Annotated in this window: 25 protein-coding genes, 2 tRNA genes, 1 rRNA gene and 1 pseudogene; 14 read left to right on the top strand and 15 right to left on the bottom strand. The window is 70.0% G+C overall.

Features of this window, described 5'->3' with window-relative positions:
• The first annotated feature begins 25 nt into the window (after nt 1-25).
• A 5S ribosomal RNA gene (gene rrf / locus BM249_RS19915) occupies nt 26-141 on the top strand.
• Between the two features lie 64 nt (nt 142-205).
• Nucleotides 206-282, top strand: a tRNA-Met gene (locus BM249_RS19910).
• 375 nt (nt 283-657) lie between these two features.
• On the opposite strand, the gene BM249_RS19905 is transcribed toward BM249_RS19910, so the two are convergent.
• Together BM249_RS19905 and BM249_RS19900 are read right to left on the bottom strand one after the other, a co-directional pair.
• Nucleotides 658-731, bottom strand: a tRNA-Gln gene (locus tag BM249_RS19905).
• Between the two features lie 150 nt (nt 732-881).
• Entirely contained in the window at nt 882-1199 is a 318-nt protein-coding gene (locus BM249_RS19900; protein WP_091975254.1) for a hypothetical protein, read from the bottom strand.
• Between the two features lie 125 nt (nt 1200-1324).
• Here BM249_RS19900 and BM249_RS19895 point away from each other — a divergent pair, with 125 nt between their 5' ends.
• The 3 genes from BM249_RS19895 (at nt 1325) to BM249_RS19885 (ending at nt 3949) form a co-directional block, all read left to right on the top strand.
• The gene (locus tag BM249_RS19895) at nt 1325-2770 is read left to right on the top strand and encodes a protein adenylyltransferase SelO (protein WP_091975253.1); all 1446 of its coding nucleotides are present in this window, start codon (nt 1325-1327) and stop codon (nt 2768-2770) included.
• Nucleotides 2771-2839: 69 nt separating this feature from the next.
• Complete coding sequence (locus BM249_RS19890; RefSeq protein ID WP_091975251.1) at nt 2840-3424, top strand: hypothetical protein; 585 nt, start codon at nt 2840-2842, stop codon at nt 3422-3424.
• 114 nt (nt 3425-3538) lie between these two features.
• Nucleotides 3539-3949, top strand: a complete 411-nt coding sequence (locus tag BM249_RS19885; RefSeq protein WP_091975249.1) for a hypothetical protein — start codon at nt 3539-3541, stop codon at nt 3947-3949.
• Nucleotides 3950-3959: 10 nt separating this feature from the next.
• Here the strand turns inward: BM249_RS19885 and BM249_RS19880 are convergent, their stop codons facing one another.
• Both BM249_RS19880 and puuE read right to left on the bottom strand, forming a co-directional pair.
• Nucleotides 3960-4463, bottom strand: coding sequence for a flavin reductase (locus tag BM249_RS19880; RefSeq protein ID WP_091975247.1), 504 nt, complete (start codon nt 4461-4463; stop codon nt 3960-3962).
• 85 nt (nt 4464-4548) lie between these two features.
• Nucleotides 4549-5439 (bottom strand): annotated as a pseudogene (gene puuE, locus BM249_RS19875) (allantoinase PuuE); the annotation flags it as partial.
• Between the two features lie 222 nt (nt 5440-5661).
• Between puuE and BM249_RS19870 the strand changes: the two are divergent.
• The 7 genes from BM249_RS19870 to chrA all read left to right on the top strand — a co-directional run bounded on the left by BM249_RS19870 (nt 5662) and on the right by chrA (nt 11701).
• Nucleotides 5662-6282, top strand: coding sequence for an urease subunit gamma (locus BM249_RS19870; RefSeq protein ID WP_091975243.1), 621 nt, complete (start codon nt 5662-5664; stop codon nt 6280-6282).
• Complete coding sequence (locus BM249_RS19865) at nt 6279-6842, top strand: HD domain-containing protein (RefSeq protein WP_091975241.1); 564 nt, start codon at nt 6279-6281, stop codon at nt 6840-6842. Before BM249_RS19870 ends, BM249_RS19865 begins: the two co-directional genes overlap by 4 nt.
• A 5-nt stretch (nt 6843-6847) precedes the next feature.
• A complete protein-coding gene (gene ureC / locus BM249_RS19860; RefSeq protein ID WP_177232471.1) occupies nt 6848-8566 on the top strand; it encodes an urease subunit alpha in 1719 nt (572 codons plus the stop codon).
• 107 nt (nt 8567-8673) lie between these two features.
• Nucleotides 8674-9210: an urease accessory protein UreE gene (locus BM249_RS19855; protein ID WP_091975237.1), complete on the top strand. Its 537-nt coding sequence runs from the start codon at nt 8674-8676 to the stop codon at nt 9208-9210.
• A complete protein-coding gene (locus tag BM249_RS19850) occupies nt 9155-9877 on the top strand; it encodes an urease accessory protein UreF (RefSeq protein ID WP_244528881.1) in 723 nt (240 codons plus the stop codon). The genes BM249_RS19855 and BM249_RS19850 overlap by 56 nt, the downstream gene beginning before the upstream one ends.
• A gap of 11 nt (nt 9878-9888) precedes the next feature.
• Nucleotides 9889-10518: an urease accessory protein UreG gene (gene ureG / locus BM249_RS19845; RefSeq protein WP_091975235.1), complete on the top strand. Its 630-nt coding sequence runs from the start codon at nt 9889-9891 to the stop codon at nt 10516-10518.
• The gene (chrA, locus tag BM249_RS19840) at nt 10511-11701 is read left to right on the top strand and encodes a chromate efflux transporter (protein ID WP_091975233.1); all 1191 of its coding nucleotides are present in this window, start codon (nt 10511-10513) and stop codon (nt 11699-11701) included. Before ureG ends, chrA begins: the two co-directional genes overlap by 8 nt.
• On the opposite strand, the gene BM249_RS19835 is transcribed toward chrA, so the two are convergent.
• The 6 genes from BM249_RS19835 to sfnG form a co-directional block, all read right to left on the bottom strand.
• Nucleotides 11702-12442, bottom strand: coding sequence for a molybdopterin-dependent oxidoreductase (locus BM249_RS19835; RefSeq protein WP_091975231.1), 741 nt, complete (start codon nt 12440-12442; stop codon nt 11702-11704).
• The gene (locus BM249_RS19830) at nt 12435-13166 is read right to left on the bottom strand and encodes a cytochrome b/b6 domain-containing protein (protein ID WP_244528880.1); all 732 of its coding nucleotides are present in this window, start codon (nt 13164-13166) and stop codon (nt 12435-12437) included. Before BM249_RS19830 ends, BM249_RS19835 begins: the two co-directional genes overlap by 8 nt.
• Nucleotides 13167-13183: 17 nt before the next feature.
• Nucleotides 13184-13777, bottom strand: a complete 594-nt coding sequence (locus BM249_RS19825) for a class I SAM-dependent methyltransferase (protein WP_091975226.1) — start codon at nt 13775-13777, stop codon at nt 13184-13186.
• Nucleotides 13774-14961: an acyl-CoA dehydrogenase family protein gene (locus BM249_RS19820; protein WP_091975261.1), complete on the bottom strand. Its 1188-nt coding sequence runs from the start codon at nt 14959-14961 to the stop codon at nt 13774-13776. Before BM249_RS19820 ends, BM249_RS19825 begins: the two co-directional genes overlap by 4 nt.
• A 150-nt stretch (nt 14962-15111) precedes the next feature.
• Nucleotides 15112-16371: an SfnB family sulfur acquisition oxidoreductase gene (locus BM249_RS19815; RefSeq protein WP_091975224.1), complete on the bottom strand. Its 1260-nt coding sequence runs from the start codon at nt 16369-16371 to the stop codon at nt 15112-15114.
• Nucleotides 16372-16479: 108 nt separating this feature from the next.
• A complete protein-coding gene (gene sfnG / locus BM249_RS19810) occupies nt 16480-17592 on the bottom strand; it encodes a dimethylsulfone monooxygenase SfnG (protein ID WP_091975222.1) in 1113 nt (370 codons plus the stop codon).
• Between the two features lie 411 nt (nt 17593-18003).
• On the opposite strand from sfnG, the gene BM249_RS19805 reads away from it, so the two are divergent.
• Nucleotides 18004-18216 carry a hypothetical protein gene (locus BM249_RS19805; protein ID WP_091975220.1) on the top strand — a complete coding sequence of 71 codons (213 nt, stop codon included), beginning with the start codon at nt 18004-18006 and terminating at the stop codon, nt 18214-18216.
• Nucleotides 18217-18249: 33 nt separating this feature from the next.
• On the opposite strand, the gene BM249_RS19800 is transcribed toward BM249_RS19805, so the two are convergent.
• Together BM249_RS19800 and aroQ are read right to left on the bottom strand one after the other, a co-directional pair.
• Nucleotides 18250-18897: a response regulator gene (locus BM249_RS19800; RefSeq protein ID WP_091975218.1), complete on the bottom strand. Its 648-nt coding sequence runs from the start codon at nt 18895-18897 to the stop codon at nt 18250-18252.
• 60 nt (nt 18898-18957) lie between these two features.
• Nucleotides 18958-19428, bottom strand: a complete 471-nt coding sequence (gene aroQ, locus BM249_RS19795; protein WP_091975259.1) for a type II 3-dehydroquinate dehydratase — start codon at nt 19426-19428, stop codon at nt 18958-18960.
• 153 nt (nt 19429-19581) lie between these two features.
• Between aroQ and rocF the strand changes: the two genes are divergently transcribed.
• Complete coding sequence (gene rocF, locus BM249_RS19790) at nt 19582-20511, top strand: arginase (protein ID WP_091975257.1); 930 nt, start codon at nt 19582-19584, stop codon at nt 20509-20511.
• Between the two features lie 63 nt (nt 20512-20574).
• On the opposite strand, the gene BM249_RS19785 is transcribed toward rocF, so the two are convergent.
• The 3 genes from BM249_RS19785 to BM249_RS19775 form a co-directional block, all read right to left on the bottom strand.
• A complete protein-coding gene (locus BM249_RS19785) occupies nt 20575-22083 on the bottom strand; it encodes a methyl-accepting chemotaxis protein (RefSeq protein WP_091975216.1) in 1509 nt (502 codons plus the stop codon).
• Between the two features lie 10 nt (nt 22084-22093).
• Nucleotides 22094-22396: a hypothetical protein gene (locus BM249_RS19780; RefSeq protein ID WP_091975214.1), complete on the bottom strand. Its 303-nt coding sequence runs from the start codon at nt 22394-22396 to the stop codon at nt 22094-22096.
• 121 nt (nt 22397-22517) lie between these two features.
• A partial coding sequence (locus BM249_RS19775; RefSeq protein WP_091975256.1) for an undecaprenyl-phosphate glucose phosphotransferase occupies nt 22518-23477 on the bottom strand: 960 nt, incomplete at its 5' end.

Raw genomic sequence — 23477 nt, 5'->3', positions numbered from 1 at the left:
CGAACACCCCGATGTGCTGCGCCGGTCTGGTGGTTTGAGCGGTGTGCCCAAAACCCGATCCCATCTCGAACTCGGCCGTTAAACGCACCAGCGCCCATGGTACTGTGTCTCAAGACACGGGAGAGTCGGTCGCCGCCAGACCTGCACAGCACATCACAACAGTCCCTCAAACGATCCGCCTTTGCCAAAACGGCAAACACCCTGGCGCGGGGTGGAGCAGCCCGGTAGCTCGTCAGGCTCATAACCTGAAGGTCACAGGTTCAAATCCTGTCCCCGCAACCAAACAAAACCAAAGCCCTCGACCCCAAAAGGTCGAGGGCTTTGCGCGTTCGGGGGTGTTGCCTCCCGCCTCGCACATGAAGCGATAATTCGACCTTACTCGTAAAGCGGGAGCGCAAGACATGGTGGGTCGACACGATGCCGTTCCCTGGCTCCTGCATCTGACCCTCGGCGAGGACGACTGGTCCTTGAAGAACTTCGATTTGGGAGGTGATGAACCCGCCTGTATGCCGGCGGGCTGATCGCCGATCCCATCGGCAAGGCGAAGTCCGTCGGACAGACTCAGGCCGGCGTCCGACGTTCGAAAGGCTTTTCACAGTACCCGACTGACACCACGAAAAAGCCCACCGAGTCCGCAGACTGGTGGGCTGAATTCGTTGGCTGGGGGACGAGGATTCGAACCTCGACTAGAGGAGTCAGAGTCCACTGTTCTACCGTTAAACTATCCCCCAAAACCCTGACGCATCAGGATTTTGGAACGGCTTGTTTCGGTCTCCAATCCGTGTCTCGCACCGATCGGTTCGCGCCCGGTCCGTTCCGGTGAAGGGGCGATAGCATGGAGCCGGCGCGATAGGCAAGCCGGTATTTCAAGGTTGGCCGGATCACGCGCTGGCGGGACCGCCGGAGCGGGCCTCGATCATGCCGAGGGTCCGCAGGATCGCCAGGGCGACGATCTCGGCATCGACTTCTCCTTCCGGCGTCGCCGGGAGGATCGCCACCGTGCTGACCTCGTCGTCGACGAGGAGGCCCGCCACCACCTTGTAGACGTCGCCCTCCGGCGCGGCTTCGTCGTGAACGAGGCAGACGCGGCAACCGCCGGCCTCGCCGTAGACGCGCTGGGTGAGAACCTCGACGCGGGTCTCGGGTTCGGGCTCGGGGCGGCGCGGCTGGCCGAAGGTTGGGCGGATGATGTTGGTCATGACTCCTCCTATACCCGAGCCTGGCCGCTTTGTGAGGAGCCCCCACCTCGGGATCATCCGGGCCTCGTGACGATTGATAGGAATACGCCGGTTCGACGTGGCCGGTGGAACCCCAGGATGGATCGATGCCGGTGACCTCCGCGCGCCTCGCGCAGCATCACGCCGAACTCGGCGACGCCTTCTACGATGTCGTCGCCCCCGCGACGTTTCCGCAGACCATCCTGCGTTTCCGCAATCGGCCCTGGGCGGCGCGGATCGGCCTCGATGGTCTGACCGACGACGCGTGGATCGCGCATTTCGGCCGGTTCACGCCCTTGCCCGGGAGTTTCCCGAAGCCCCTGGCCCTGCGCTACCATGGCCATCAGTTCCATTCGTACAATCCCGATCTCGGCGACGGGCGCGGGTTCCTGTTCGCGCAGGCCTATGACCTCGGCGATGGGCGCCTCCTCGACCTCGCCACCAAGGGCAGCGGACGCACGCCCTGGTCGCGCGCGGGGGACGGCCGCCTCACCCTCAAGGGCGGCGTACGCGAGATCCTCGCCACCAGTCAGCTCGAGGCCCTCGGGGTGAACACCTCGAAGACCTTCAGCCTCATCGAGACGGGGGAGGCCCTGGAGCGCGGCGACGAGCCCTCCCCCACCCGGTCGGCCGTCCTCGTGCGCTTGAGCCATTCCCATATCCGCATCGGCTCGTTCCAGCGGTTCCTCGCCCTCGACGAGCCCGAGAACATCCGGACGCTCATGGATCACACGATCCGCCTGCACATGCCCGCGGCGTGGCGGGAAGACAGTCAGGAGCGGGCCGTCGCCTTCCTGGAAGAGGTGCGCCGGCGGGTGGCACGGACGGGCGCGCAGTGGATGGCCGCCGGTTTCGTTCACGGCGTGCTCAACACCGACAACATCAACGTCACCGGCGAGAGCTTCGATTACGGCCCCTGGCGCTTCGCGCCGGTGAACGATCCGGCCTTCACCGCCGCATATTTCGACACCCAGGGGCTCTACAGCTTCGGCCGGCAGCCCGAGGCCCTGTTCTGGAATCTCAGTCGCCTCGCCGAATGCCTGACGCCGTTCGCGGCCCCGGAGCGGTTGGAGACGGCCCTGAAGCAGTTCGGCCCGAACCTGCAGGACGCCTTCGCCGACGCCCTCCTGGCCCGCCTCGGTCTCGCACGTACGGACGAAGCCGCGACCCACCGCTTCGTGGCCGCGTTCTGGGGCTTCCTCGGTCGCAGCGGCGCGCCGTTCGAGCGGACATTCTTCGACTGGTACGGCGGCCTGGCCTCTGAGCGGCGGGCGGCGGCGAGCCCTTCGGCCGCCCTCTATGCCTCGGAGGCCTTCGCCCCCGTGCGGGCGAGCCTGGAGGCGATGACCGCCCGCGAGGCCGGCCGCCTCGCGCATCCCTATTTCGCTGGGGCGGATCCCTGCACCCTGCTCATCGACGAGGTCGAGGCCCTCTGGGCGCCCATCGCCGAGGGCGACGACTGGTCGGCGCTGCACGCCAAGCTCGCCGCCATCGAAAGCATGGCCGAGGCGTACGGCACCGGGGTTGCGCCCTTGGCGGCTTGCGCCGACTGAAGCCCGGCCCTGTTTCGGACACATGCACCGCTAGGGTGCTCGGGCGACGCCGACAGCCGGGAAGCCACCATGGGCGAGATTCGAATCCTTGAGGGCGCCCATCCCGACGGCCCCTGGTGCGCGGGGCCGGGCACCTACGAGGCCGGGTTGCTACGCCTGCCCGGCGACGAGACCCGGGGCGTGGAAGATCTGGCCGATCTCGTGCTCGTGGACGGCCCTCCCCCACGGCGCCGGGCCGACGTGCTCGGCGGCCTTCGCTCCGTTCTGGACGCGGCAGGCCCCCTACCCCGGCCCCTCGACTTCGCCGCCTCCGTCGTCGGCCTCGGACTCGGAGCGCTGGCGGGGACGCTCCATGCCGGCGCGACCCTTCATGCGCGCTTTTCCGATGGCGCCCGCGCGGTGATCGCCACCGATCCGGCCACCGCTGCCGCGCTCCTGCGCGATTGGACGTTGGTCCGGGATGCGATCCTGCGGCGGGAGGCCCGGCAGCCCGCCCCGCGGCAGGCTCCGCTGCCGCCTCCGCTGGTCGCCCCCCTCGCCCTTCCTGCCCCCGCCCCCGATGAATCGCCGGCTCCGGCTTCGATTTTCGCCTACGAAATGCGCAAGGGGCGTCTGCGGCGCCTCGCGTCCGGCAAGGCGCCGGACCAGACCTGAGCGGAACCGCCCGGCGAACGCTCAGGGACGCAAGGACACGATCCTCCTGGCCCCTGCCCGTGCCCGCCGGTATGGCTGTGATTTCCGCGAGGCCCGAGACCCAGCCCGAGACCCATGATTCAGAAGAAGCACCTGGCCCCCGATGCGACCATCGCCGACGTGGTGGCCGATCTGGAGGATGCGAACGAGTATCTGCGCCGGGTGCTCGGCAACATGCGCTTCTGTCAGAAGCGGCATGGCGACGCCTGCCTGCGCATCGCCGTCACCCGCCCGCGCGGTCCCGGCAAGGGGCTCGCACCCTCCTACCGGATCGACTACCCGGCCGGGTCGGACGCGGAGGAGATGACGATCTACAACGGGTTCGGTGGTCGCTCGCACAGCGCCTTCACGCCCATCAACGTGCGCGAGACGAACTGGAGTCGGAGCCATACCCCGATCCAGGAGGTGCAGAAGCTCTACGACGGCCTGCACAAGGCGGGCCTGGAGCGGGCCGAGCGGGAGGCGCCCGCCCAAGAGAGGCCCTGAGGGAAGCCCCTCAGAACGGGAGGGTGTGGTAGCGCCGGTCGGCGTAGAGCAGCCCGTCGCCCGTGCCCATTCCGGCCAGAGCCACGACGGCGCAGAACAGCACGTCGTGGGTGGCCACCGCCTGCCGGTCGACGATGCGGCAATCGAAGGCCATGAGGGCGTGGTCGAGGACCGGCGATCCCGTGACGAGGCGGTTCCAGGTACCGGCGGCGAAGCGGGCCTCCATGGGGGTGCCGCCCCCGAAGGCGTCGGCGACGCCCCGCTGGTGGCCGCCCAGGACGTTGACGCACAGGGTGTCGTTGACGCTGAGCGCCGCGTAGGCCGAGGCCGTGCGGTTGAGGCACACCAGCAGGGTCGGCGGCCGGTCGCTGACGCTGCACACCGCCGTGGCGGTGAAGCCCGCGCGGCCCCCCGGCCCCTCCGTGGTGACGAGGTGCACGGCGCTGGCGGTCCGCGCCATGGCGGCCCGGTAGGCGTCGGCCTCGACGGGAGGCATCATCGGTTCGGTGGTCATGGCAGGCTTCAGTTGCGGCTCTGTCGGTCGCGGAACGTGCGCGGGGGCCGAGGGCCGGTGGTTTCTCGAAGGCGCGTCAGGCCGGCGGGTGGTGCCGGGCCCAGTGTTCGGCGATCTCGACGCGGCGGGCGATCCAGACGCGGTCGTGGGCGGCGATGTGGTCGAGGAAGCGGCTGAGGGCGCCGATCCGGCCCGGGCGGCCGACGAGGCGGCAATGCAGGCCCACCGACATCATCTTCGGGGCCGTCTCGCCCTCGGCATAGAGGGCGTCGAAGGTGTCGCACAGGTAGGCGGCGAAGTGGTCGGCGGTGTTGAAGCCCTGGGCGGCGACGCAGCGCATGTCATTGGCGTCGAGGGTATAGGGCACCACGAGGCCGCGCCGGTCCGGGCCGCCGATCCAGTAGGGCAGATCGTCGGCGTAGGAATCCGACAGGTAATCGAAGCCTGCTTCCAGGCCGAGATCGAGGGTGTGGACCGAGGAGCGCCCCGTGTACCAGCCGCGCGGGCGCGCGCCCGTCACCGCCGTGTGGATGCGGATCGCCTCGTCCATGTGCGCCTTCTCGGCCTCGCGGGTGAAGTCGCGATAGTCGATCCATTTCAGGCCGTGGCAGGCGATCTCCCAATCGGCCTCCCGCATGGCGGCGGCGATGTCGGGCACCCGCGCCAGGGCGTTGGCGACGGCGAACACCGTCACGGGCACGCCGCGCGCCCGTAGCAGCCGCCAGATCCGCCAGAAGCCGGCCCGCGCCCCGTACTCGTAGAGGGATTCCATGTTCATGTGGCGCTGGCCCGGCCAGGGCTGGGCGCCGACGATCTCGGACAGGAAGGCTTCCGAGGCCGCATCCCCGTTGAGAATGCAGTTCTCGGCTCCCTCCTCGTAGTTCAGGACGATCTGCACGGCGATGCGTGCGCCGTTCGGCCAGTTCGCCTGGGGCGGGGTGCGGCCGTAGCCGGAAAAGTCGCGGGAATCGGTCACGACGGCTGTTCCTCGTCCGGTCTGTTCCGGGCCCGCTGTTCCGACGCGGCGCGGCGTCCTGTCAACCGATCGGGCAGATGGTTCCGGGGCAAGCGCTTTCAAGCACTCTTCCCAAGATCGGACTTGCACGCCCGGGCGCGGGATGCATCGTTGCGCGGCCGGACCGCGCACGGTCCTTGCCTGTTCGATGCCGTTTCCAAACGACCCACCCCGAGGTTTCCCGTGCTCCTGACCCCGCGCGAAAAGGACAAGCTCCTCCTCGCCATGGCCGCCCAGGTCGCCCGCAACCGCCTCAGCCGGGGCGTGAAGCTGAACTATCCGGAAGCCGTGGCGCTGATCAGCGACTTCGTGGTGGAGGGTGCCCGCGACGGCCGCTCCGTGGCCGAACTCATGCAAGCGGGCGGTCAGGTGCTGACGGCCGAGCAGTGCATGGACGGCATCCCCGAGATGATCCACGACATCCAGGTGGAGGCGACGTTCCCCGACGGCACCAAGCTCGTCACCGTCCACCATCCGATTCGGGGCGCCGCTTCGGCCGAGGTGCCCGGCACCGTGACGACCTTGCCCGGCGACATCGTCTTCAACGAAGGCGCGCCGCGCACCCTCATCACCGTCGCCAATGTGGGTGACCGGCCGATCCAGGTCGGCTCGCACTACCATTTCTTCGAAGTGAATGCCGGCCTGACCTTCGACCGCGAGAAGGCGCGGGGGCAGCGCCTCGACATCGCCCCCGGCACGGCGGTGCGGTTCGAGCCCGGAGCGACGCGGGACGTGGTGCTGGTGCCGCTGGGCGGTGAGCGCGCGGTGTACGGGTTCCGGGGTGAGGTGATGGGCACGCTATGAGCGTCTGCGATTCCGTCCTGCGCGAACATATTCTGCTCGTCACCCGTGCGGCCGAGTTCGCGTCGGGCCGTCATGCGCAGCAGACCCGGAAGGGGGCGGCGCGCGAGCCCTACGTGAACCACCTCGCCGAGGTGGCCGCGCTGCTGGCCGCAACCACCGAGGAGCCCGATGCCCCCCTCGTGGCGGCGGGATGGCTTCACGATACGGTCGAGGACACCGAAACGAGCGGGGAAGAACTCGAACGCCTGTTCGGACGGCGCGTCGCTGAACTCGTTGCCGAGGTGACGGACGACAAGTCATTGCCCAAGGCCGAACGCAAGCGCCTTCAGATCGAGCGAGCGCCTCACAAATCGGCAGGTGCCCGCGCCATCAAGATCGCCGATAAGATCAGCAACTTGAATTCCCTGGTGTCGAGTCCCCCCGTGGATTGGGATCGAGAGCGCGTCGCACGCTATATCGATTGGGCCGACGCCGTTGTCGCAGGCTGCCGCGGCGTGAACGAGACCTTGGAAGCCCTATTCGACCGCGCGGTTGCAGAGGCACGAAAGACGGCACCATGACCACCATGCCCCCCCGCGCCGCCCTCCCCCGCGCCGCCTATGCCGACATGTTCGGGCCGACTATCGGCGACCGCATTCGGCTGGCCGACACGTCCCTCGTCATCGAGGTCGAGCGCGACCACACCATCTACGGCGAGGAGGTGAAGTTCGGCGGCGGCAAGGTCATCCGCGACGGGATGGGGCAATCCCAGGTGACGAACCAGGACGGTGCGGTGGACACCGTCATCACCAACGCCGTCGTCCTCGACCATTGGGGCGTGGTGAAATGCGACGTCGGCATCGTGCGGGGCCGCATCGTCCGCCTCGGCAAGGCCGGCAACCCCGACATCCAGCCCGGCGTCGACATCGTCGTCGGTCCCGGCACGGAGGTGATCGCCGGGGAAGGCAAGATCCTCACGGCGGGCGGGTTTGACAGCCACATCCACTACATCTGCCCGCAGCAGATCGAGGAAGCCCTGTGCTCGGGCGTCACCACGATGCTGGGCGGCGGCACCGGGCCGGCCCACGGCACCTTCGCCACCACCTGCACGCCCGGACCCTGGCACATCGCCCGGATGATCGAGGCGGCGGACGCGTTTCCCATGAACCTCGCCTTCGCCGGCAAGGGCAACGCCTCGCGGCCCGAGAGCCTCGTGGAGATGATCCGGGCCGGGGCCTGCGCCCTCAAGCTGCACGAGGATTGGGGCACCACGCCCCAGGCCATCGACACCTGTCTCACGGTGGCCGACCTCCACGACGTGCAGGTGATGATCCACTCCGACACCCTCAACGAATCAGGCTTCGTCGAGGACACGATTCGGGCGTTTGCCGGGCGCACCATCCACGCCTTCCACACGGAGGGAGCGGGCGGCGGCCACGCGCCGGACATCATCAAGGTGGCGGGGCTCGCCAACGTCCTGCCGTCGTCGACTAACCCGACGCGGCCCTACACGAAGAACACCATCGACGAGCATCTCGACATGCTGATGGTGTGTCACCACCTCGATCCGGCGATCCCCGAGGACCTCGCCTTCGCCGAGAGCCGCATCCGCCGTGAGACCATCGCGGCCGAGGACATCCTGCACGACATCGGCGCCCTCTCGATGATGTCGTCGGACAGCCAGGCCATGGGCCGGGTCGGCGAGGTCGTCATCCGCACCTGGCAGACGGCCGACAAGATGAAGCGCCAGCGCGGCGCCCTCCCCGGCGACACGAGCGGCAACGACAACCTGCGCGCCCGCCGCTACATTGCGAAATACACCATCAACCCGGCCATCGCGCACGGCGTCTCGGGCCAGATCGGCTCCGTGGAGCCGGGCAAGCTCGCCGATCTCGTCCTGTGGACGCCGGCCTTCTTCGGGGTGAAGCCCGACCTCGTCCTCAAGGGCGGCATGATCGCCACCGCGCCCATGGGCGACCCCAACGCCTCGATCCCGACGCCGCAGCCCGTGCATTACCGGCCAATGTTCGGGGCCATCGGCCGCTCCCCCTTCGCCACCGCCCTCACCTTCGTGTCGAAGGCGGCCCTGGAGGACGGGCTCGGCGAGCGCCTCGGGGTGCGGAAGCGGCTGGTGGCCGTGGAGAACGTGCGCGGCGGCATCTCGAAGAAGAGCATGGTGCTCAACGACGCCACCCCCCACATCGAGGTCGATCCCGAAACCTACGACGTCCGGGCCGACGGCGAACTGCTCGTCTGCGAGCCGGCCGAGGTGCTGCCCATGGCGCAGCGGTACTTCCTGTTTTGAGGTAGGGTGACCCTATCACGAAATTGCAGACTGCCGTGTCGCAAGCCGCCGCCCTTTAACGTGAGGGGCTTCCATACCTGGATGCCTGACGAACCGATCCTGACCCCATGATCCGCGCCACCCACGTCCTGCGCCGCGACGCCCTCCGGGGCGAGATCGTCGACCGCATCGTCCTCGACCACGGCGACCGCCATCGCCGCCGCATGGCCATGCGGGGGCTCGGGGGCCTCGCCTTCCTCCTCGATCTGCCCGAACCGACGGTGCTCGACGACGGCGACGCCCTGGTGCTCGAGGATGGGCGCCTCGTCTGGGTCGAGGCCGCGCCCGAGCGGCTGCTGGCGATCCGGGCCGCCGACGATCACGCCTTGAAGCGGCTGATCTGGCATATCGGCAACCGGCATATCGCGGCCGAGATCGCCGCCGACGCTGTCTACATCGCGTACGATCACGTGCTCGCCGAGATGGTGCGGGGGTTGGGCGGCACCGCCGAGGCGGTGGAGCGTCCGTTCCGCCCCGAGGGTGGCGCCTATGCGGGCGAGGCGGCGGGCCACCATCACCACGGCCATGGCCACGATCACGGTCATTCGCATGACCACGCTCATGCGCACGATCACCCACACGGCCATTCCCACCCGCATGATTGAAGCCCTGCGCCTGATGACGTGGCTGTCGCCGGGCTATCCGGTGGGCGCCTACGCGTATTCGCACGGACTCGAAAGCGCCGTGGAATCCGGCGACGTCGCGGACGAAGTCGCCCTGACGTCGTGGCTCGCCGACGTGCTGGAACTGGGATCGGGCCGCAACGACCTCATCCTCTTGGCCCACGCCCATGGCGCCGCCCGGACGGGCGACCTGTCGGCGCTCGCCGAAGTGAACGATCTCGCCCTGGCGCTTGCCCCCTCGCGAGAACTTCACCTGGAGACGAGCCAGCAGGGACTGAGCTTCCTCGAGGCGACCCGCGCGGCCTGGCCAGCGGCCGATCTCCCGCGTCTCGCCGAGGCCCTGCCCGGCCCGGTGGCCTATCCGGTCGCCGTGGGCCTCGCGGCCGGGGCGCACGGCATGGCCCTGGAGCCCGTTCTGGCGGGGTTCGGCCTCGCCTTCCTGCAGAACCTCGTCTCGGCGGCCCTGCGCTGCGCGCCCATCGGCCAGAGCGCCGGCACCCGGGTGATCGCCGCCCTGACCCCGCGCGTGACCGCCCTCGCCGCCACGATACCGGATCTCACCCTGGACGATCTCGGCAGCGCGACGCTTGCCCTCGACCTCGGCTCGTTCCGGCACGAGACCCAGTATTCCCGGATTTTTCGTTCGTGAAAGGCCCCACGATGACCTCCCCTAACGGCCCCTCCCCCAATGGACCCCTGCGCGTCGGCATCGGCGGCCCCGTCGGGTCGGGCAAGACGGCCCTGATGGAGCAGCTGTGCAAGCGCCTGCGCGACACCTACGACCTCTGCGCCATCACCAACGACATCTACACCAAGGAGGATGCCCGGCTCCTCACCGTGGCCGGCGCCCTGCCCGAGGAGCGGATCATGGGCGTCGAGACCGGCGGCTGCCCGCACACGGCGATCCGCGAGGACGCGTCCATCAACCTCGCGGCGGTGGCGGAGATGCGCAAGCGCTTCCCGAAGCTCGACCTGATCCTCATCGAATCGGGCGGCGACAACCTCGCCGCCACCTTCTCGCCGGAACTCGCCGACCTCACCCTCTACGTCATCGACGTCGCGGGCGGCGAGAAGATCCCGCGCAAGGGCGGCCCCGGCATCACCCGTTCCGATCTCCTCATCGTCAACAAGACCGATCTCGCCCCCCTGGTGGGCGCCGATCTCGGCGTGATGGAATCCGATACGCAGCGGATGCGGGGCCAGCGCCCCTACGTGTTCGCGTCTTTGCGCGAAGGCCACGGCGCCGACACCGTCGCCCGCTTCATCGTGGAGGCCGGGGGGCTTGCCTGACCGTGCGGGCAGCGTCCGCGAAGTTTTTCGGGCCTTCCTGCTGTTGGGGCTCACGGCGTTCGGCGGCCCCGTCGCCCATCTCGGGTATTTTCGCGCAGCCTTCGTGATGCGGCGGCGCTGGATCGACGAGGCGGGCTATGCCGACCTCGTCGCCCTGTGCCAGTTCCTGCCCGGCCCCGCCTCGAGCCAGGTCGGATTCGCCCTCGGAATCCTCCGGGCCGGGAGCCTGTGGGGCGGGCTCGCCGCCTTCGCGGGTTTCACCCTGCCTTCCGCCCTGCTCCTCGTCGGCGTCGCCTACGGCGCCGGATCGGGCGGACCGATCCTGTCGGGCCTGCTGCACGGCCTCAAGCTCGTGGCCGTGGCGGTGGTGGCCCAGGCGGTGTGGGGCATGGCCCGGACCCTGGCACCGGACCGGACCCGCGCCGGCATCGCCCTCGGGGCCCTGTGGTTCTCCGTCCTCGCGCCGACCGCCCTCGGGCAGATCGGTGCGATTCTGTTCGGCGCCCTCGCCGGGCTCGTCCTCTGCCGGATGGCGGTCCCCGCCCCCGTCGACCGCCTCGCCGTGCCCCTGTCCCGGCGGACCGGCTTCGTCGCCCTGGGGCTGTTCTCTGGATTGCTCGTCGGCCTGCCGGTGCTCGCCGCGACCTTGCCCTGGCACGGCATCGCGGTGGCGGAGGCGTTCTACCGGGCCGGCGCCCTCGTGTTCGGCGGCGGGCACGTGGTGCTGCCGCTCCTGCGCGCCGGCACCGTCGATCCGGGCTGGATCGGCGCCGATGCGTTCCTCGCCGGCTACGGCGCGGCGCAGGCGGTGCCGGGGCCGCTCTTCACCTTCGCGGCCTATCTCGGGGCCGCCCTGACGCAGCCGCCGAACGGCCTCCTCGGCGCCGGGCTGGCGCTGGCGGCGATCTTCCTCCCCGGCCTCCTCCTCGTCACCGGCGCCCTGCCGTTCTGGGACGATCTGCGCAAGAAACCCCTGGCCCAGGCGGCCCTGCGGGGCGGCAACGCCGCCGTGGTCGGGCTCCTCGCCGCCGCCCTCTACGATCCGGTCTGGACGGGGGCCATCGGCAATGCCCGCGACGTCGCCCTGGCGGCGACGGCCTTCGTGCTGCTGACCGTGGGCGGCGTCGCACCCTGGATCGTCGTCGGTCTCACGGCTTTGGGCGGCCTCGCCCTGGCGGGCTGATCAGATCCCCGCGTACCAGGGGAAGCCGAGTTCGGCGACCATGCTGCCGCGGCCCTTGCCGTAGCCGTCGACGCGCTCGGCGGCCTCGATGGCGGCGATGTATTTCAGGCTCTTGTAGCCGAGCTGGCGCTCCACCCGCAGGCGCAGCGGGGCGCCGTGCTTCACCGGCAGGCTGCCCCCGTTCATGCCGTAGGCGAGGATTGTCTGCGGGTGGAGGGCATCGAACAGGTCGTAGCTGTCCCACCAGCCGTCGACACTGCGGATGACGATGAAGCGTGCCTGGGGCTTCAGGCCGACATGGGCGAGGAGGTGGGCGAGCGGCACGCCGGTCCATTCGCCGATGGCCGACCAGCCCTGCTCGCACGAATGCAGCGTCACCTGGGTGCGGGCCGGCATCAGGCGGAGGTCGGCCAGCGAGAACGCGCCCGGACGCTCGATGAGGCCAGAGACCGGCAGCTTCCAGTCGGTGAAATCGACGGCCCGGGAGCGCTTATAGGCGGGGTCGTCCGGGTCCGTGGTGTTGATGGTGGGGAACACCGCCGAGATCCGGCTGCGGTCGAACTCGCGCACCAGGGGCTGGCGGGCGAGCAGCCAGCGCTGGACCGCGAAGGTGAGGCCGTTGCTCCAATCGTACGGGGTGGCGAGGTGCGACAGGGCGGGCGCGTCGCATCCGCCGAGCAAGCCGGTGCCGAGAAGGGCCCCCGAGCCCGTGAGGAGGCGACGGCGCGAGAGGTCACGCATCGGGGGGCTCCGGGTTGTTGGCCGGAACGGCGAGGCGCCCGGTGATCATGGCGCGGGTGAGGTTCACGGCCCCGCCGATGAAGACTTGGGCCACGTGCACGACCAGGAACAGGACCAGCAGGCAGGCGAAGACGAAGTGCAGGGTGCGGGCCGATTGCCGGCCGCCGAACAGGGTGAACAGTTCCGGAAATGCCGCCGTGACGCCCGGCGACATCGTGAGGCCCGTGAGCACCATGAGGGGGAACAGCCCGAGGATCACCGCGAGATAGGCGAATTTCTGCAGGGCGTTGTAGCGCAGGGCCTCCCGTCCCCTCGGGGGACGCAAGCGGGCATGGTCGGCGATCTCGCGGGCGAGGTGGCCCGGCCTCAGCTGGTCGCGATCCGGCAGGAGATTGCGGCGTAAGTGGCCGCCGACGAGGGCGAGGACGAGGTAGAGGCCGCCGTTGAGGACGAGGATCCAGGCGGCGAGGAAGTGGAGGTTGCGGCCCCACCCCGTCTGTTCGAGGTTCACGGGGAGCGGCAGCACCAGGGCGGCGGGGGCGTCGTTGGCGCCGGTCTCGCCCCAGAACAGGCGCGGCAGGGCGAGCAGGATGGCGATGCCGCTCACCAGCAGCGCCCCGAACGCCGCCGCGTTGAGCCAATGGGCGAGGCGCACGAAGGCGCGGTGCCGGAAGACGGTTCGGCGCGGCGTTCGCTCCGTCATGGCGCTGCGCGGTCTCGTCATGGCGCTGCGCGGGCTCGTCATAGTGCTGCGCGGGCCTGGAGCACGTCGAGGCGGTATTCCGCCGTGCGGCTGTGGTGACGATGGGCCAGGGTGCCGGCGGTCGCGGCGATGACGGCCTCGACGGCGTCGTCGCCGCTCGACGGATAGTCCGTCTCCCCGGTCCAGTGGACGAGCATCACCTCGCCGCCGGGTTTGACCGCCCCGATCAGATGGGCGGCGAGGCGATCGAGATCGGCGGGCGTGAAGAAGTACAGCACCTCCGACAGGACGACGAGGTCGAACCGGCCGGGCGGCCACTCCGTCGGTACCATTGCGCGCCGGAACGTTACGTTCGGGCACGCGGCGCAGCGCGCCCGGGCCGCCGCGAGGGCGGTCTCGGCGACGTCGAGGGCGAGGAGGCGGGTGCAGCGTTCGGCGAGGCGCCGGGTCAGCACGCCGATGGAGCAGCCGACTTCGAGGGCGTCGGCATAGGTCTCTTCCGAGAGCGCCGCCAGGGTGGCGTCGTATTTCGCCGCCTCATAGGCGCTGGTGGTGAAGCCCCACGGGTCGGGATGTCCGGCATAGATGCCGTCGAAGTAGTCGGGCGGAAGGGAGGCGGTGCGCCGGGTCACGCGGCGCGCCCGGGCCGCAGATCGGAGGCGTCCTCCGCGCCGGGGTTCCGCCACAGGGCGTCGGCGGTGTGGGGCGCGGCCAGCACGTGGGCGGCGGCATGGGTCAGCGCCCGGTCGGGACCGGGCTGGCGCAGATAGGTGGCGAGGTCTCGGATCTGCCGCTCCAGGGGGTGGGGCTCGAGGAAGCCGGCGAGCCCCACGGAACGCTGGGCCCGCTCGATCACGTCGAGCCCGGCCCGTTCCACGGCCAGGCGGGTGAGGTTGACGTAGGCGATCACCCGTTCCGGGTCGGCGTCGGGATCGCTGGCGAGGTCGGCCGCCCGGCCGACGAACAGGCGCGCCGTCTCCACCGCGATGGCCGCCTCGCCGAGGCGCGCCGCCTGATGCGGATCGCCGCCGCGTCCCGTGGCGACGAGGTGCGCCCGCAGGCTGTCGAACACGGCCTCGATCCCGCCGAGCTGCACGGCGGTGAAGCGCCAGGCGCCGGCGGAGAAATGCGGCTCGCGGAAATAGTCGTCCGCCGCGCCCACGGCCGCCTGAGCCGCGACGGGCAGGCCGGTGAAATCGAGCACCCCCGAGGCAGATGCGCGCATGCCGTGGGCGCGCCACGACGACAGGTCGGCCCGGGTGCCGGGATCGAGGCTGACCACGAGCATCTGCTGGCGTCCGTCCGGTCGGCGGGCGGTGACGAGGGGACGCGTCACCGAGCCCGCCCCCGAGGCGAAGGATTTTGCGCCCGCGAGCGTTCCGGTGCCATGGGGGTCGAGGTCGAGGCCGCCGATCTGGGGCTGGGTGTTCCACACGCCGAACAGGTGCCCGGCCTGGATGTCGTCCACGAGGCGCCGGAGCACGGGCTCGGCGGCGTAGCGCAGGATCAGCGACAGGGCGTTGACGTGGCCTTCGTAGAGGCGGCCGAGGGCGAGGTTGCCCCGCCCGAGCTCAGTGAGCACGTCGCGGAGGATGGGGGCCATGGCGGGCGCATCGAGGCCCGACCCGCCGAGGGCCACGGGCAGGGGCGCGGCCAGCAGGCCGGCTTCGTGGCAGTCGATGATGTCGCCCGCCGGAAACGCGCCGGTGCGGTCGAGGGCCTCCGCCCGCTCCGCCGCGAGCCGCGAGACCGCGCGCGCAGCCGCACGAATTCGTACAGATTCGGTTTCGATGCGGTCGGGGGCGATGAAGTTCATGACCGGAAACATGGAACGGGCCGGCACGTTCCCGCCAGTCGTCCAAAGGTCACGGGCCTCGTTCGAACCCGCTTTTCTGCCGCGAAAGTCTATGGCGACCCGTTCGGGCGGGCCGCCGCGCCGCAGTGGCGGAGCTTCAGTTTCGGCGCCTCAACTCCAGGCGTGGAACGGCGGGTTGACCCCGTTGAGGGCGTGGTTGCCGACGATGGCGTATTTCCAGCGCACGGGGTCGTGGAGGGTGTGCGTGCGGGCGTTGCGCCAGTGGCGGTCGAGGTTGTGTTCGGCGAGCGTCGAGCGGGTGCCGGCGAGCTCGAACAGGGTGTTGGCGGCGGCGAGCGCGACTTCCGTGGTCAGCACCTTGGATTCGGCGACGGCGAGCTGGGCCGCCGCGACGCTGTCGGCGTCGGGGGCCGCCACCGCCGCGTCGAGGGCGAGGCCGGCGCGGTCGAGGAGGGCTTCGGCCGCGTGCAGCCGGATCGTGAGGTCGCCGACGAGGCGGATGGTGTGGGGATCGTCCGAGGCCCGTTCGAGGCCGCTGTCGATCCAGGGGCGGGATTTGGTGCGCACGAAGGCGATGGTCTCGGCGAGCGCCTCGCGGGCGATCCCCGCATCGACGGCCGCCTGGATGATCTGGAAGATCGCCCCGTCGGCGCTCGGCCGCTCGTAGCCCTTCCAGGCCGGCACGAGGTGGCTCTTCTCCACCCGCACGCCGTCGAGGATCACCGTGCCGCTCGCCGTGGTGCGCTGCCCGAAGCTCGACCAATCGTCGATGACCGACAGGCCCGGCGCGTTGCGCTCGGCGATGGCGTACCAGGGCCGGCCCTCCGCATCCACGGCCACGATGGGCACGAGGTGAGCGAGGAGTGCCCCCGTCGCGTAGAACTTGCGGCCGTGGACGGTGACGTGGTCGCCGTGATCGACGAAATGGGTCTCGAAATCGGCCGCCCGCTTCGTCCCGATTTCCGAGAAGGCGTTGCCGAAGCGGGTGCCGGCGAGCACGAGGCCGAACAGCAGGCGCTTCTGGGCGTCGTCCGATACGGTGTCGATGGCGGCGACGATGCCGAGGTGGTTCTGGGCGATCTGCCCGATGGAGGGATCGGCCGCCGACACGATGGCGATGGCCTGCGCCAGGGTGCGGTAGGACAGGCCCGGCCCGCCATAGGCTCTGGGCACGTTGATCGACCACAGGCCGCTCTGCGAGAAGGCATCGAGTTCGGCGAAGGGCCGGCGTCCCGTGCGGTCGCGCTCGGCCGCTCCGCTGCGGAACGTCTCGGCCAATTCTTTCGCGACGCGGATCGCCTCGGCGTCGTCGCGGATGACATGGGCCGGCTCGGAAGGCTTCGCGGGACCGGGGGCACCCTGGGGAAGGCGATGGGCCTCGAAGGTGCTCGCGTTGACGGCGATGTTCATGGTGGGTCTCCGGAGGGGGGGATTCGGCTCGAAGTGCTCACAAAACTCCCGGCCTGGACGGTTCTCGGTCCAAGTCCGCCGGGGCGGCGCGAGCTTTGTGAGAGACGCTCAGGCGGCTTGCGCCGTCTGCTCGCGCTGCGCTTCGAGGGCCCGCACCCGCGGGATGATGTGTTCGCCGAAATACGCGACCTCCTCCTGAAAATGCAGGAAGGCGAGGAGGGCGAGATCGACGCCGGCGTCCTTCAGGGCGACGATGCGCTCGGCGATCTGGTCGGGCGTGCCGATGAGGTTGGTCTTGAAGCCGTCGTTGTACTGGACGAGATCCTCGAAGGTGGACTTGGCCCAGTTGCCCTCCCCTTCCGGAGAAGCCTTACCGGCGTTCTTCACCTCGTGGCCGAAGGCCTTCACGGCGTCCGGATCGGCCTGGTCGATGATCTCCTGGAGGACGGCGCGGGCTTCTTCCTCCGTGTCGCGGGCGATGACGAAGGCGTTGACGCCGACCTTGACCGAATGGCCGTTCGCCCGAGCCTTGGCCTGGAGATCGTCCACCTGCGCCCGGATGCCCTCGGGGGTGTTGCCGTTGGTGAAGTACCAGTCGGACACCCGCGCGGCCATGTCCCGCGCCGCCCGCGACGAGCCCCCCTGGAAGATCTCCGGTTGCGGATCGGTCGGCTTCGGTTTCAGGGTGTAGTTCGTATAGCGATAGAAATCGCCTCTGAACGTGAAGTCGTCCTGCGTCCAGATCCCCCGTAGGGACCGGATGAACTCTTCCGAGCGCCGGTAACGCTCGTCGTGGTCGAGCCAGGGCTCGCCGATGGCTCGGAACTCGCCCGAGAACCAGCCCGAGACGATGTTGACGGCGATGCGCCCCTCGGAGAGCTGCGAGATGGTGGCGATCTGCTTCGCCGCAAGCGTCGGGTTCCAAGGCCCCGGCAGCAGGGCGGCGATGACCTTGAGCTTCGTGGTGGCGGAGAGCAGATCCTGGCTGAAGGCCACGGATTCGTGCTGGTATTCGGCGCCGTAGCCGGCGGTGAAGCGGATCTGCGTCAGGGCGTAGTCGAACCCGGCCTCTTCCGCGATCTGCGCGAGACGGCGGTTGTAGGGGGCGTCCCACCCCGTGCGCTGGGGAATCTTGCTCACCACGAGGCCGCCCGAGACATTGGGGACCCAATAGGCGAAGCGGATCGGTTCTTGCTCGGGCGCGGAGGAGCGGAAGCTCATGGAATGATCCCTATTCACGAGGGGGGAACGCCCGGCGTCGAGCGCCGGAACGTGAAGACGATTCGTGCGGGCGCAGACTTTGCGGCACGAGGGCGGTGAATCTCAAGGTCAAGAGCGGGGATTGGTCTGTGTCTCTGATCGAATTCAAGTATCGTTCGGTGCTCGTCTTTCGTCAAAGGAAGCGAATGGCTTTTTAAGACGCGTTTGGGAAAGGCCGTTCTCTCTGCGGGATGTTCGGCCACGCGATCTGTTTCTTGCCGCCGGGGTTGCCCCGCGGTCGCGTGACGAATCCTGTCATATGATATCGACCCGGCTTGGTGGCGCGGGGGTCCGCGGCGTACGGTTCCCGGGCCGCGCCGTCGACGGTCCGCGCTCCGACTTTCCCGATCCAGCCGTTGCCAGAGTGACGCGATGCCGACCGCTTCCTCAGACCTCTCCCGCCGGGCCGCGCCCGACCAAGGCCCCGCCGATCTCCCGGACAGTCCCCCCATCGAAGGGGCCGTGGATCAGACGATCCACCTGCGGGAAACCGTGGTCCGGATCGCCGATCCGTTCCTTCTCACCCTGACGGACATGCTGCTGTTCAAGCTCGGCCGGCACCTCGCGCGCCGGGAGACCGAATAGTTCGAACGCCGCTCCGATCGCGTGGGCGCCGGATCAGGACCGCGCCTGGATGTGGTCGAAGTCGAGCCCGGCGGTCTGGATCACGATCTGGGTCCGGCTGCCGACCTCGAGCTTGCGCAGGATCTCGGTGACGTGGGCCTTCACGGTGGAATCGCCGACCTGAAGGGCGTGGGCGATCTGCTTGTTGAGCTTGCCCTGGCGGATCATGCCCAGCACCCGCATCTGCTGGGGGGTGAGCCGGGCGATGCGCTCGGCGAGCTGCGTCGCCCGGTCGGGCGGATCGGCGGCGCCCGCGAGGGCGGGGGGCAGGGAGAGGCCCCCGGCGAGGACGTCGGCGATGGCCCGGGTCAGGGTCGCCTTGTCCACGGCCTTGGGCACGAAGCCGGCGGCACCGTGATGGATGGCCTCGCGCATGATGCGCGGATCGTCGAGCCCCGAGACCACCAGGATCGGCACGCGGGCGAACTGCGCCCGGATGGTGACGAGGCCGTCGAACCCCTGCACGCCCTGCATCGTCAGGTCGAGGAGCACGAGTTCGATGGCCCGCTCCCGCGCGAGGACGGCGCAGGCCTCGGCGATCCCGTCCGCCTCGTGCAGCACCGCCGCCGGATAGGCCAGCGCGAGGGTGCTGGCCAGGGCCTCGCGAAACAGCGGGTGATCGTCGACGATGAGGAGATGCATGGTGGGCTCCGCTGCCCCGGAGATCGGCCCGTCCTTATATCAGGTCTCGCCGCGCCCGGCCTATGGCCGCGCCTCGCGCAGGTGGGCGAGGTGGCGCACCGCCAGGACGTAGCCGTGGGTGCCGAACCCCGCCATCACGGCGGTGGCGGCGAGCGACACGTAGGAGTGGTGCCGGAAGGCTTCCCGCCGGTGGACGTTGGAGATGTGGCACTCGACGATGGGCACCTCGCAGGTGTTGAGGGCATCGAGGATGGCGATGGAGGTGTGGGTGTAGGCGCCGGCATTGAGGACGATGCCCGCCGACCCGACGCGGTAGGCGTGAATCCAGTCGATGAGGGCGTGCTCGGCGTTGCTCTGGTGGAAGGCGACGGCGAGGCCGTGGCTCCCGGCCTCCGCCCGGCACCGTGCCTCGACGTCGGCCAGGGTCTCGGCGCCGTAGATCTCCGGCTGGCGCTGGCCGAGCAGGTTCAGGTTGGGTCCGTTGAGGACCAGGATGGTGCGGCTCTTGCTGTCGGCCTCGGGGGCGGTCATCGCGGGATCGGTCATGTCGGGATCGGTCATGGCGTGGGCTCCGTGCCGGTTCCGTTTGCTCCGTCCGGCGAGCGATTGCCAGGGCACGGCCGCTGTCTTCGGATCGCCGTCCGGGGGCGCTATGGACGGCCGGTAACGAGAGGCATGAAAGCCATGGATCCCCGACGCTGCATCCTCATCGGCGCGCCCGTGCAGGCGGGCACCCGGCGCCTCGGCTGCGACATGGGCCCGAGCGCCTACCGGGCCGCCGGCCTCGGCCCGGCGCTCGCCGGCCTCGGCCTCATCGTGGAGGACCGGGGCAACCTCGCACCCGAACCGGTCTCTGTTCCACCCCACCCCAATCCGGCGATCCACGGCCTGCCCGAGGTCGCCGCCTGGACCGCCGCCCTGGCGGACGCGGCCGATGCGGCCGCGGGCGAAGGGGTGCCGATCTTCCTCGGGGGCGACCACAGCCTGTCGGCCGGCACCGTCTCGGGCATAGCCCGGCGTGCGGCCCGCGAAGGGCGTCCGCTCTTCGTCCTGTGGCTCGATGCCCATCCGGACCTGCATACCCTCGACACCACCACGAGCGGCCATCTTCACGGGGTGCCCATGGCCTATGCCACGGGCGCGCCGGGCTTTGTCGGTTACCTGCCGCCGCTGGCCGCGCCGGTGGCGCCGGAGCATGTCTGCATGATCGGCCTGCGCAGCGTCGATCCGGCCGAGCGCGCGATCCTGCGCGACGCAGGCATCCGGGTCCACGACATGCGCGCCATCGACGAGAGCGGCATCGGCCTCCTGCTCGCGGCCTTCCTCGACGGGGTGGCGGCGGCCGGCGGCCTCCTGCACGTAAGCCTCGACGTCGATTTCCTCGAGCCCGGCATCGCCCCGGGGGTGGGCACCACGGTGCCGGGCGGGGCGACCTTCCGCGAGGCCCATCTCGCCATGGAGATACTGCACGACAGCGGCCTCGTGCGCAGCCTCGACCTCGTCGAGCTCAACCCGTTCCTGGACGAGCGCGGGCGCACGGCCCTGCTCATGACGGATCTCGCCGCCAGCCTCATGGGCCGGCGGGTCCTCGACCGGCCGACGCGCAGTTTCTGAAGCTCCGCCCGCGAGCCCCCGGCGGGTCGGCGGTTCCGGGTCCGTCGTTGATGAACCGGGCGGTCAGGCCGCCCGCGCCGTCTCCGAGGGCAGATCCCGCAGGAACGCGGCGGTGACGGCGCCGAGCTGCCCGACCTGGTCGCGCACGGCCTGCGTCGAGGCCCGCACCGCGTCGGCCACGCCCGTGGTCGTCCCGACGGCGTCGGCCACGGCGGTCACCTGGGTGGTGGCGTCCTGCGCGTCTTGCACGGCGGCCTCGATATGGGTGCCCATGGCCTGCGTCGCCTCCCGCTGGCGCGCGAGGGCCTCGAACATCGCCGTGGTGGTGCGCTTGACATCGGCAATCCGCGCGGCGAAGCCGTGCATGAAGGCGATGGACGCCTGCGTCGCCGTCTCGACGTCGCGGATCTGGGCGGCGATCTCCTCCGTCGCCCGGGCGGTCTGACCGGCCAGGGCCTTCACTTCCGTGGCGACCACCGCGAAGCCGCGCCCGGCCTCGCCGGCCCGCGCCGCCTCGATGGTGGCGTTGAGGGCCAGCAGGTTGGTCTGGCCCGCCACCGCGCGGATCGCCGTGATCACCGAGCCGATCCGCTCGACGGAGGCCGTGAGGGCCTGGACGGTCTCGCCGGTCTGGCGCGCCTCCTCGGCCGCCGCGCGTGTGACGGTGCCGGTGGCCGCCAGGTGGCTGGCGATCTCGTCCGTCGCCGCCGTGAGACCGAGGCCGGTGCGGGCGATCCGGTCGGCGTTGTCGCTGGCCTGCCGCGCGCTCGCCGTGGCGCCGGCCGTGGTCCGGGAGGTCTCGTGGGCGAAGCGCACGAGGTGGCCGGCGCTGCCCTCCAGGGTTCCGAGGGTCCGCTCGATGGTGGCGACGGCCTCGCCCACGGAGGTGCGGAACGCATGGATCCGGACCTCGACAGCCCGCCCCCGCGCCCGGTCGGCCTCGCTGCGGGACAGGGCCTCCGACTTCAAGGTCTCGGCGGCGTCCAGGTCGGCCACGCTCCGGCGCAGGGCGTCACTCGCCGCCACGCCGGTCTGGAGGCTCGCCACCAGCCAGACGAGGATTCCGGTCTGTGCCACCAGGATGACGGCATGGAGGAGGACGCGGTCGATGCCGGCGCCGTCCGGAAACACCAGGCCCGGCAGCACCAGGGACACCACGAGGTGGTGGAGGGCGACGACGGCCGAATAGGCGACGAGGGCCTTCCAATCGAGCCAGGCGGCCACGATGGCGAGGCAGGCGAAGAAGTACATGTGCGCGTCGAGTTGGAGCGAGCGCCCGGCGCCGTTGCGCTGCAGGACCGCCACCAGGACCGCGACGAGGCCGGCGAGCGCCATGCTGGAGGCGATGCGGGTGCGCGGCCCGATGAGGCTGCGCGTGCTCGCCCAGGTCGCCGGAAGGGCCAGAGCCAGGGCGGCGGCCGTCGCCGTGGTGTGGCCGAAGGCGCCCTGCCAGGCGTTCAGCCCGATGATGAGGGCGACGTTGACCCACAGGAGGGCGAGGATGGCCTTTCCGGAAGTGGTCCGGATCTGATCGAGGGTCGATCCCTCGGCTGGAACCCGCTGCGGCACCATGGAGGACTCCTTAAGGTCTCGTCGCCGGGCAGCCCGCGACGTTGGAGGCATTGACGACGAACCAGGCTCCGGCCTCGCGCAGGCGGCGCGGAAAATCCGCATGCTCCGACACGGCCACGGTCATCCAGCCGGAGCCGGCCCCGCGCACGACCCGCCCGTCCGCCCGTCCGACGATGTCGAGGAGTCGGGCCGGAGCCGTACCGGGCGGGGCGACGACGAGGACCGGCCGACCGGTCTCGGGGGCACCGAGGAGCAGGAGGGGGATTCCGAGGGCGGTGGTCGCGGGCAGGAGCGAATCGGACAGGAGCGTCATGGCTAACAAAATGCCACCGGACCCTTCAGAGGTTCTTAACGTCCGGGCGTGAGGCGATCGCGTGGGGCACCTGCCGGACGTCACCGTCCCGATCGTGGGTCGGGACAAGCGGGACGGACGCTCAATAGGCGTTCTTCGTCTGGATCATGGAAAGCGGCGTCGCCAACATGATCCGGATATCGAACCCGATCGACCAGTTCTCGATGTAGTACAGGTCGTGCTCGACGCGGCGCTGGATCTTGTCGCTGGTGTCGGTCTCGCCGCGCCAGCCGTTCACCTGCGCCCACCCGGTGATCCCGGGCTTGACCTTGTGGCGGGCAAAGTAGCCGTCCACCACCTGATCGTAGAGGGTGTTCGAGACATGGCCCTGCACCGCGTGCGGGCGGGGGCCGACGAGGGACAGCTCACCCTTGATGACGTTGAACAGCTGCGGCAGCTCGTCGAGGGAGGTGCGGCGGATGAAGCGGCCCACCGGCGTCACGCGCGGATCGCCTCGGGTCACCTGACGGGCGGCGGCGAAATCCGCCTTGTCGTTGAACATCGAGCGGAACTTGTAGACCTCGATCATCTCGTTGTTGAAGCCGTAGCGCTTCTGCCGGAACAGGATCGGTCCCTTGGAGGTGAGGCCCACGGCCGCCGCGATCACGAGCATCACGGGCGCCAGGGCCACCAGCATGGCGAGGCCGACGATGCGGTCGAACACGCTTTTGGCGATGATGTCCCAGTCGGCCATGGGGCGGTCGAACACGTCGAGCACCGGCACGGAGCCGAGGTAGGAATAGGCGCGCGGGCGCAGGCGCAGCTTCGAGGCCTGGGCCGAGAGGCGGATGTCGATGGGCAGCACCCAGAGCTTGGCGAGCATCTGGAGGATGCGATCCTCGGCGGTGACGGGAATGGTGAACACGATGAGGTCGAGGCGCGTGGCCCGGGCATAGGCGACGAGGTCGTCGACGGTTCCGAGCTTGGGGTATCCGGCCACCACGGCGTCGGAGCGCTGGTCGCCGCGATCGTCGAACACGCCGACGATGCGGATGCCCGAATCCGGTTGGGCGTCGAGGGCGCGGATGAGGTCCTCGGCGAT

Origin of the sequence: Methylobacterium gossipiicola (assembly GCF_900113485.1) — a bacterium.
Lineage (GTDB): Bacteria > Pseudomonadota > Alphaproteobacteria > Rhizobiales > Beijerinckiaceae > Methylobacterium > Methylobacterium gossipiicola.
Note: the sequence above shows the minus strand (reverse complement) of the source record. Positions and strands in the feature narration are given on the sequence as shown.

Coding starts and splice junctions, on each gene's coding strand:
- aroQ (WP_091975259.1), bottom strand. CDS start 19,428: ATGACCGCCCCCGAGGCCGACAGCAAGAGCCGCACCATCCTGGTCCTC.
- BM249_RS19780 (WP_091975214.1), bottom strand. CDS start 22,396: ATGACGCTCCTGTCCGATTCGCTCCTGCCCGCGACCACCGCCCTCGGA.
- BM249_RS19805 (WP_091975220.1), top strand. CDS start 18,004: ATGCCGACCGCTTCCTCAGACCTCTCCCGCCGGGCCGCGCCCGACCAA.
- BM249_RS19880 (WP_091975247.1), bottom strand. CDS start 4,463: ATGACCACCGAACCGATGATGCCTCCCGTCGAGGCCGACGCCTACCGG.
- BM249_RS19830 (WP_244528880.1), bottom strand. CDS start 13,166: ATGACGAGACCGCGCAGCGCCATGACGGAGCGAACGCCGCGCCGAACC.
- BM249_RS19785 (WP_091975216.1), bottom strand. CDS start 22,083: ATGGTGCCGCAGCGGGTTCCAGCCGAGGGATCGACCCTCGATCAGATC.
- BM249_RS19815 (WP_091975224.1), bottom strand. CDS start 16,371: ATGAACATCGCCGTCAACGCGAGCACCTTCGAGGCCCATCGCCTTCCC.
- BM249_RS19820 (WP_091975261.1), bottom strand. CDS start 14,961: ATGAACTTCATCGCCCCCGACCGCATCGAAACCGAATCTGTACGAATT.
- BM249_RS19900 (WP_091975254.1), bottom strand. CDS start 1,199: ATGACCAACATCATCCGCCCAACCTTCGGCCAGCCGCGCCGCCCCGAG.
- ureG (WP_091975235.1), top strand. CDS start 9,889: ATGACCTCCCCTAACGGCCCCTCCCCCAATGGACCCCTGCGCGTCGGC.
- BM249_RS19895 (WP_091975253.1), top strand. CDS start 1,325: ATGCCGGTGACCTCCGCGCGCCTCGCGCAGCATCACGCCGAACTCGGC.
- BM249_RS19835 (WP_091975231.1), bottom strand. CDS start 12,442: ATGCGTGACCTCTCGCGCCGTCGCCTCCTCACGGGCTCGGGGGCCCTT.
- ureC (WP_177232471.1), top strand. CDS start 6,848: ATGCCCCCCCGCGCCGCCCTCCCCCGCGCCGCCTATGCCGACATGTTC.
- sfnG (WP_091975222.1), bottom strand. CDS start 17,592: ATGAGCTTCCGCTCCTCCGCGCCCGAGCAAGAACCGATCCGCTTCGCC.
- rocF (WP_091975257.1), top strand. CDS start 19,582: ATGGATCCCCGACGCTGCATCCTCATCGGCGCGCCCGTGCAGGCGGGC.
- BM249_RS19800 (WP_091975218.1), bottom strand. CDS start 18,897: ATGCATCTCCTCATCGTCGACGATCACCCGCTGTTTCGCGAGGCCCTG.
- BM249_RS19890 (WP_091975251.1), top strand. CDS start 2,840: ATGGGCGAGATTCGAATCCTTGAGGGCGCCCATCCCGACGGCCCCTGG.
- BM249_RS19885 (WP_091975249.1), top strand. CDS start 3,539: ATGATTCAGAAGAAGCACCTGGCCCCCGATGCGACCATCGCCGACGTG.
- BM249_RS19855 (WP_091975237.1), top strand. CDS start 8,674: ATGATCCGCGCCACCCACGTCCTGCGCCGCGACGCCCTCCGGGGCGAG.
- BM249_RS19850 (WP_244528881.1), top strand. CDS start 9,155: ATGACCACGCTCATGCGCACGATCACCCACACGGCCATTCCCACCCGC.
- BM249_RS19865 (WP_091975241.1), top strand. CDS start 6,279: ATGAGCGTCTGCGATTCCGTCCTGCGCGAACATATTCTGCTCGTCACC.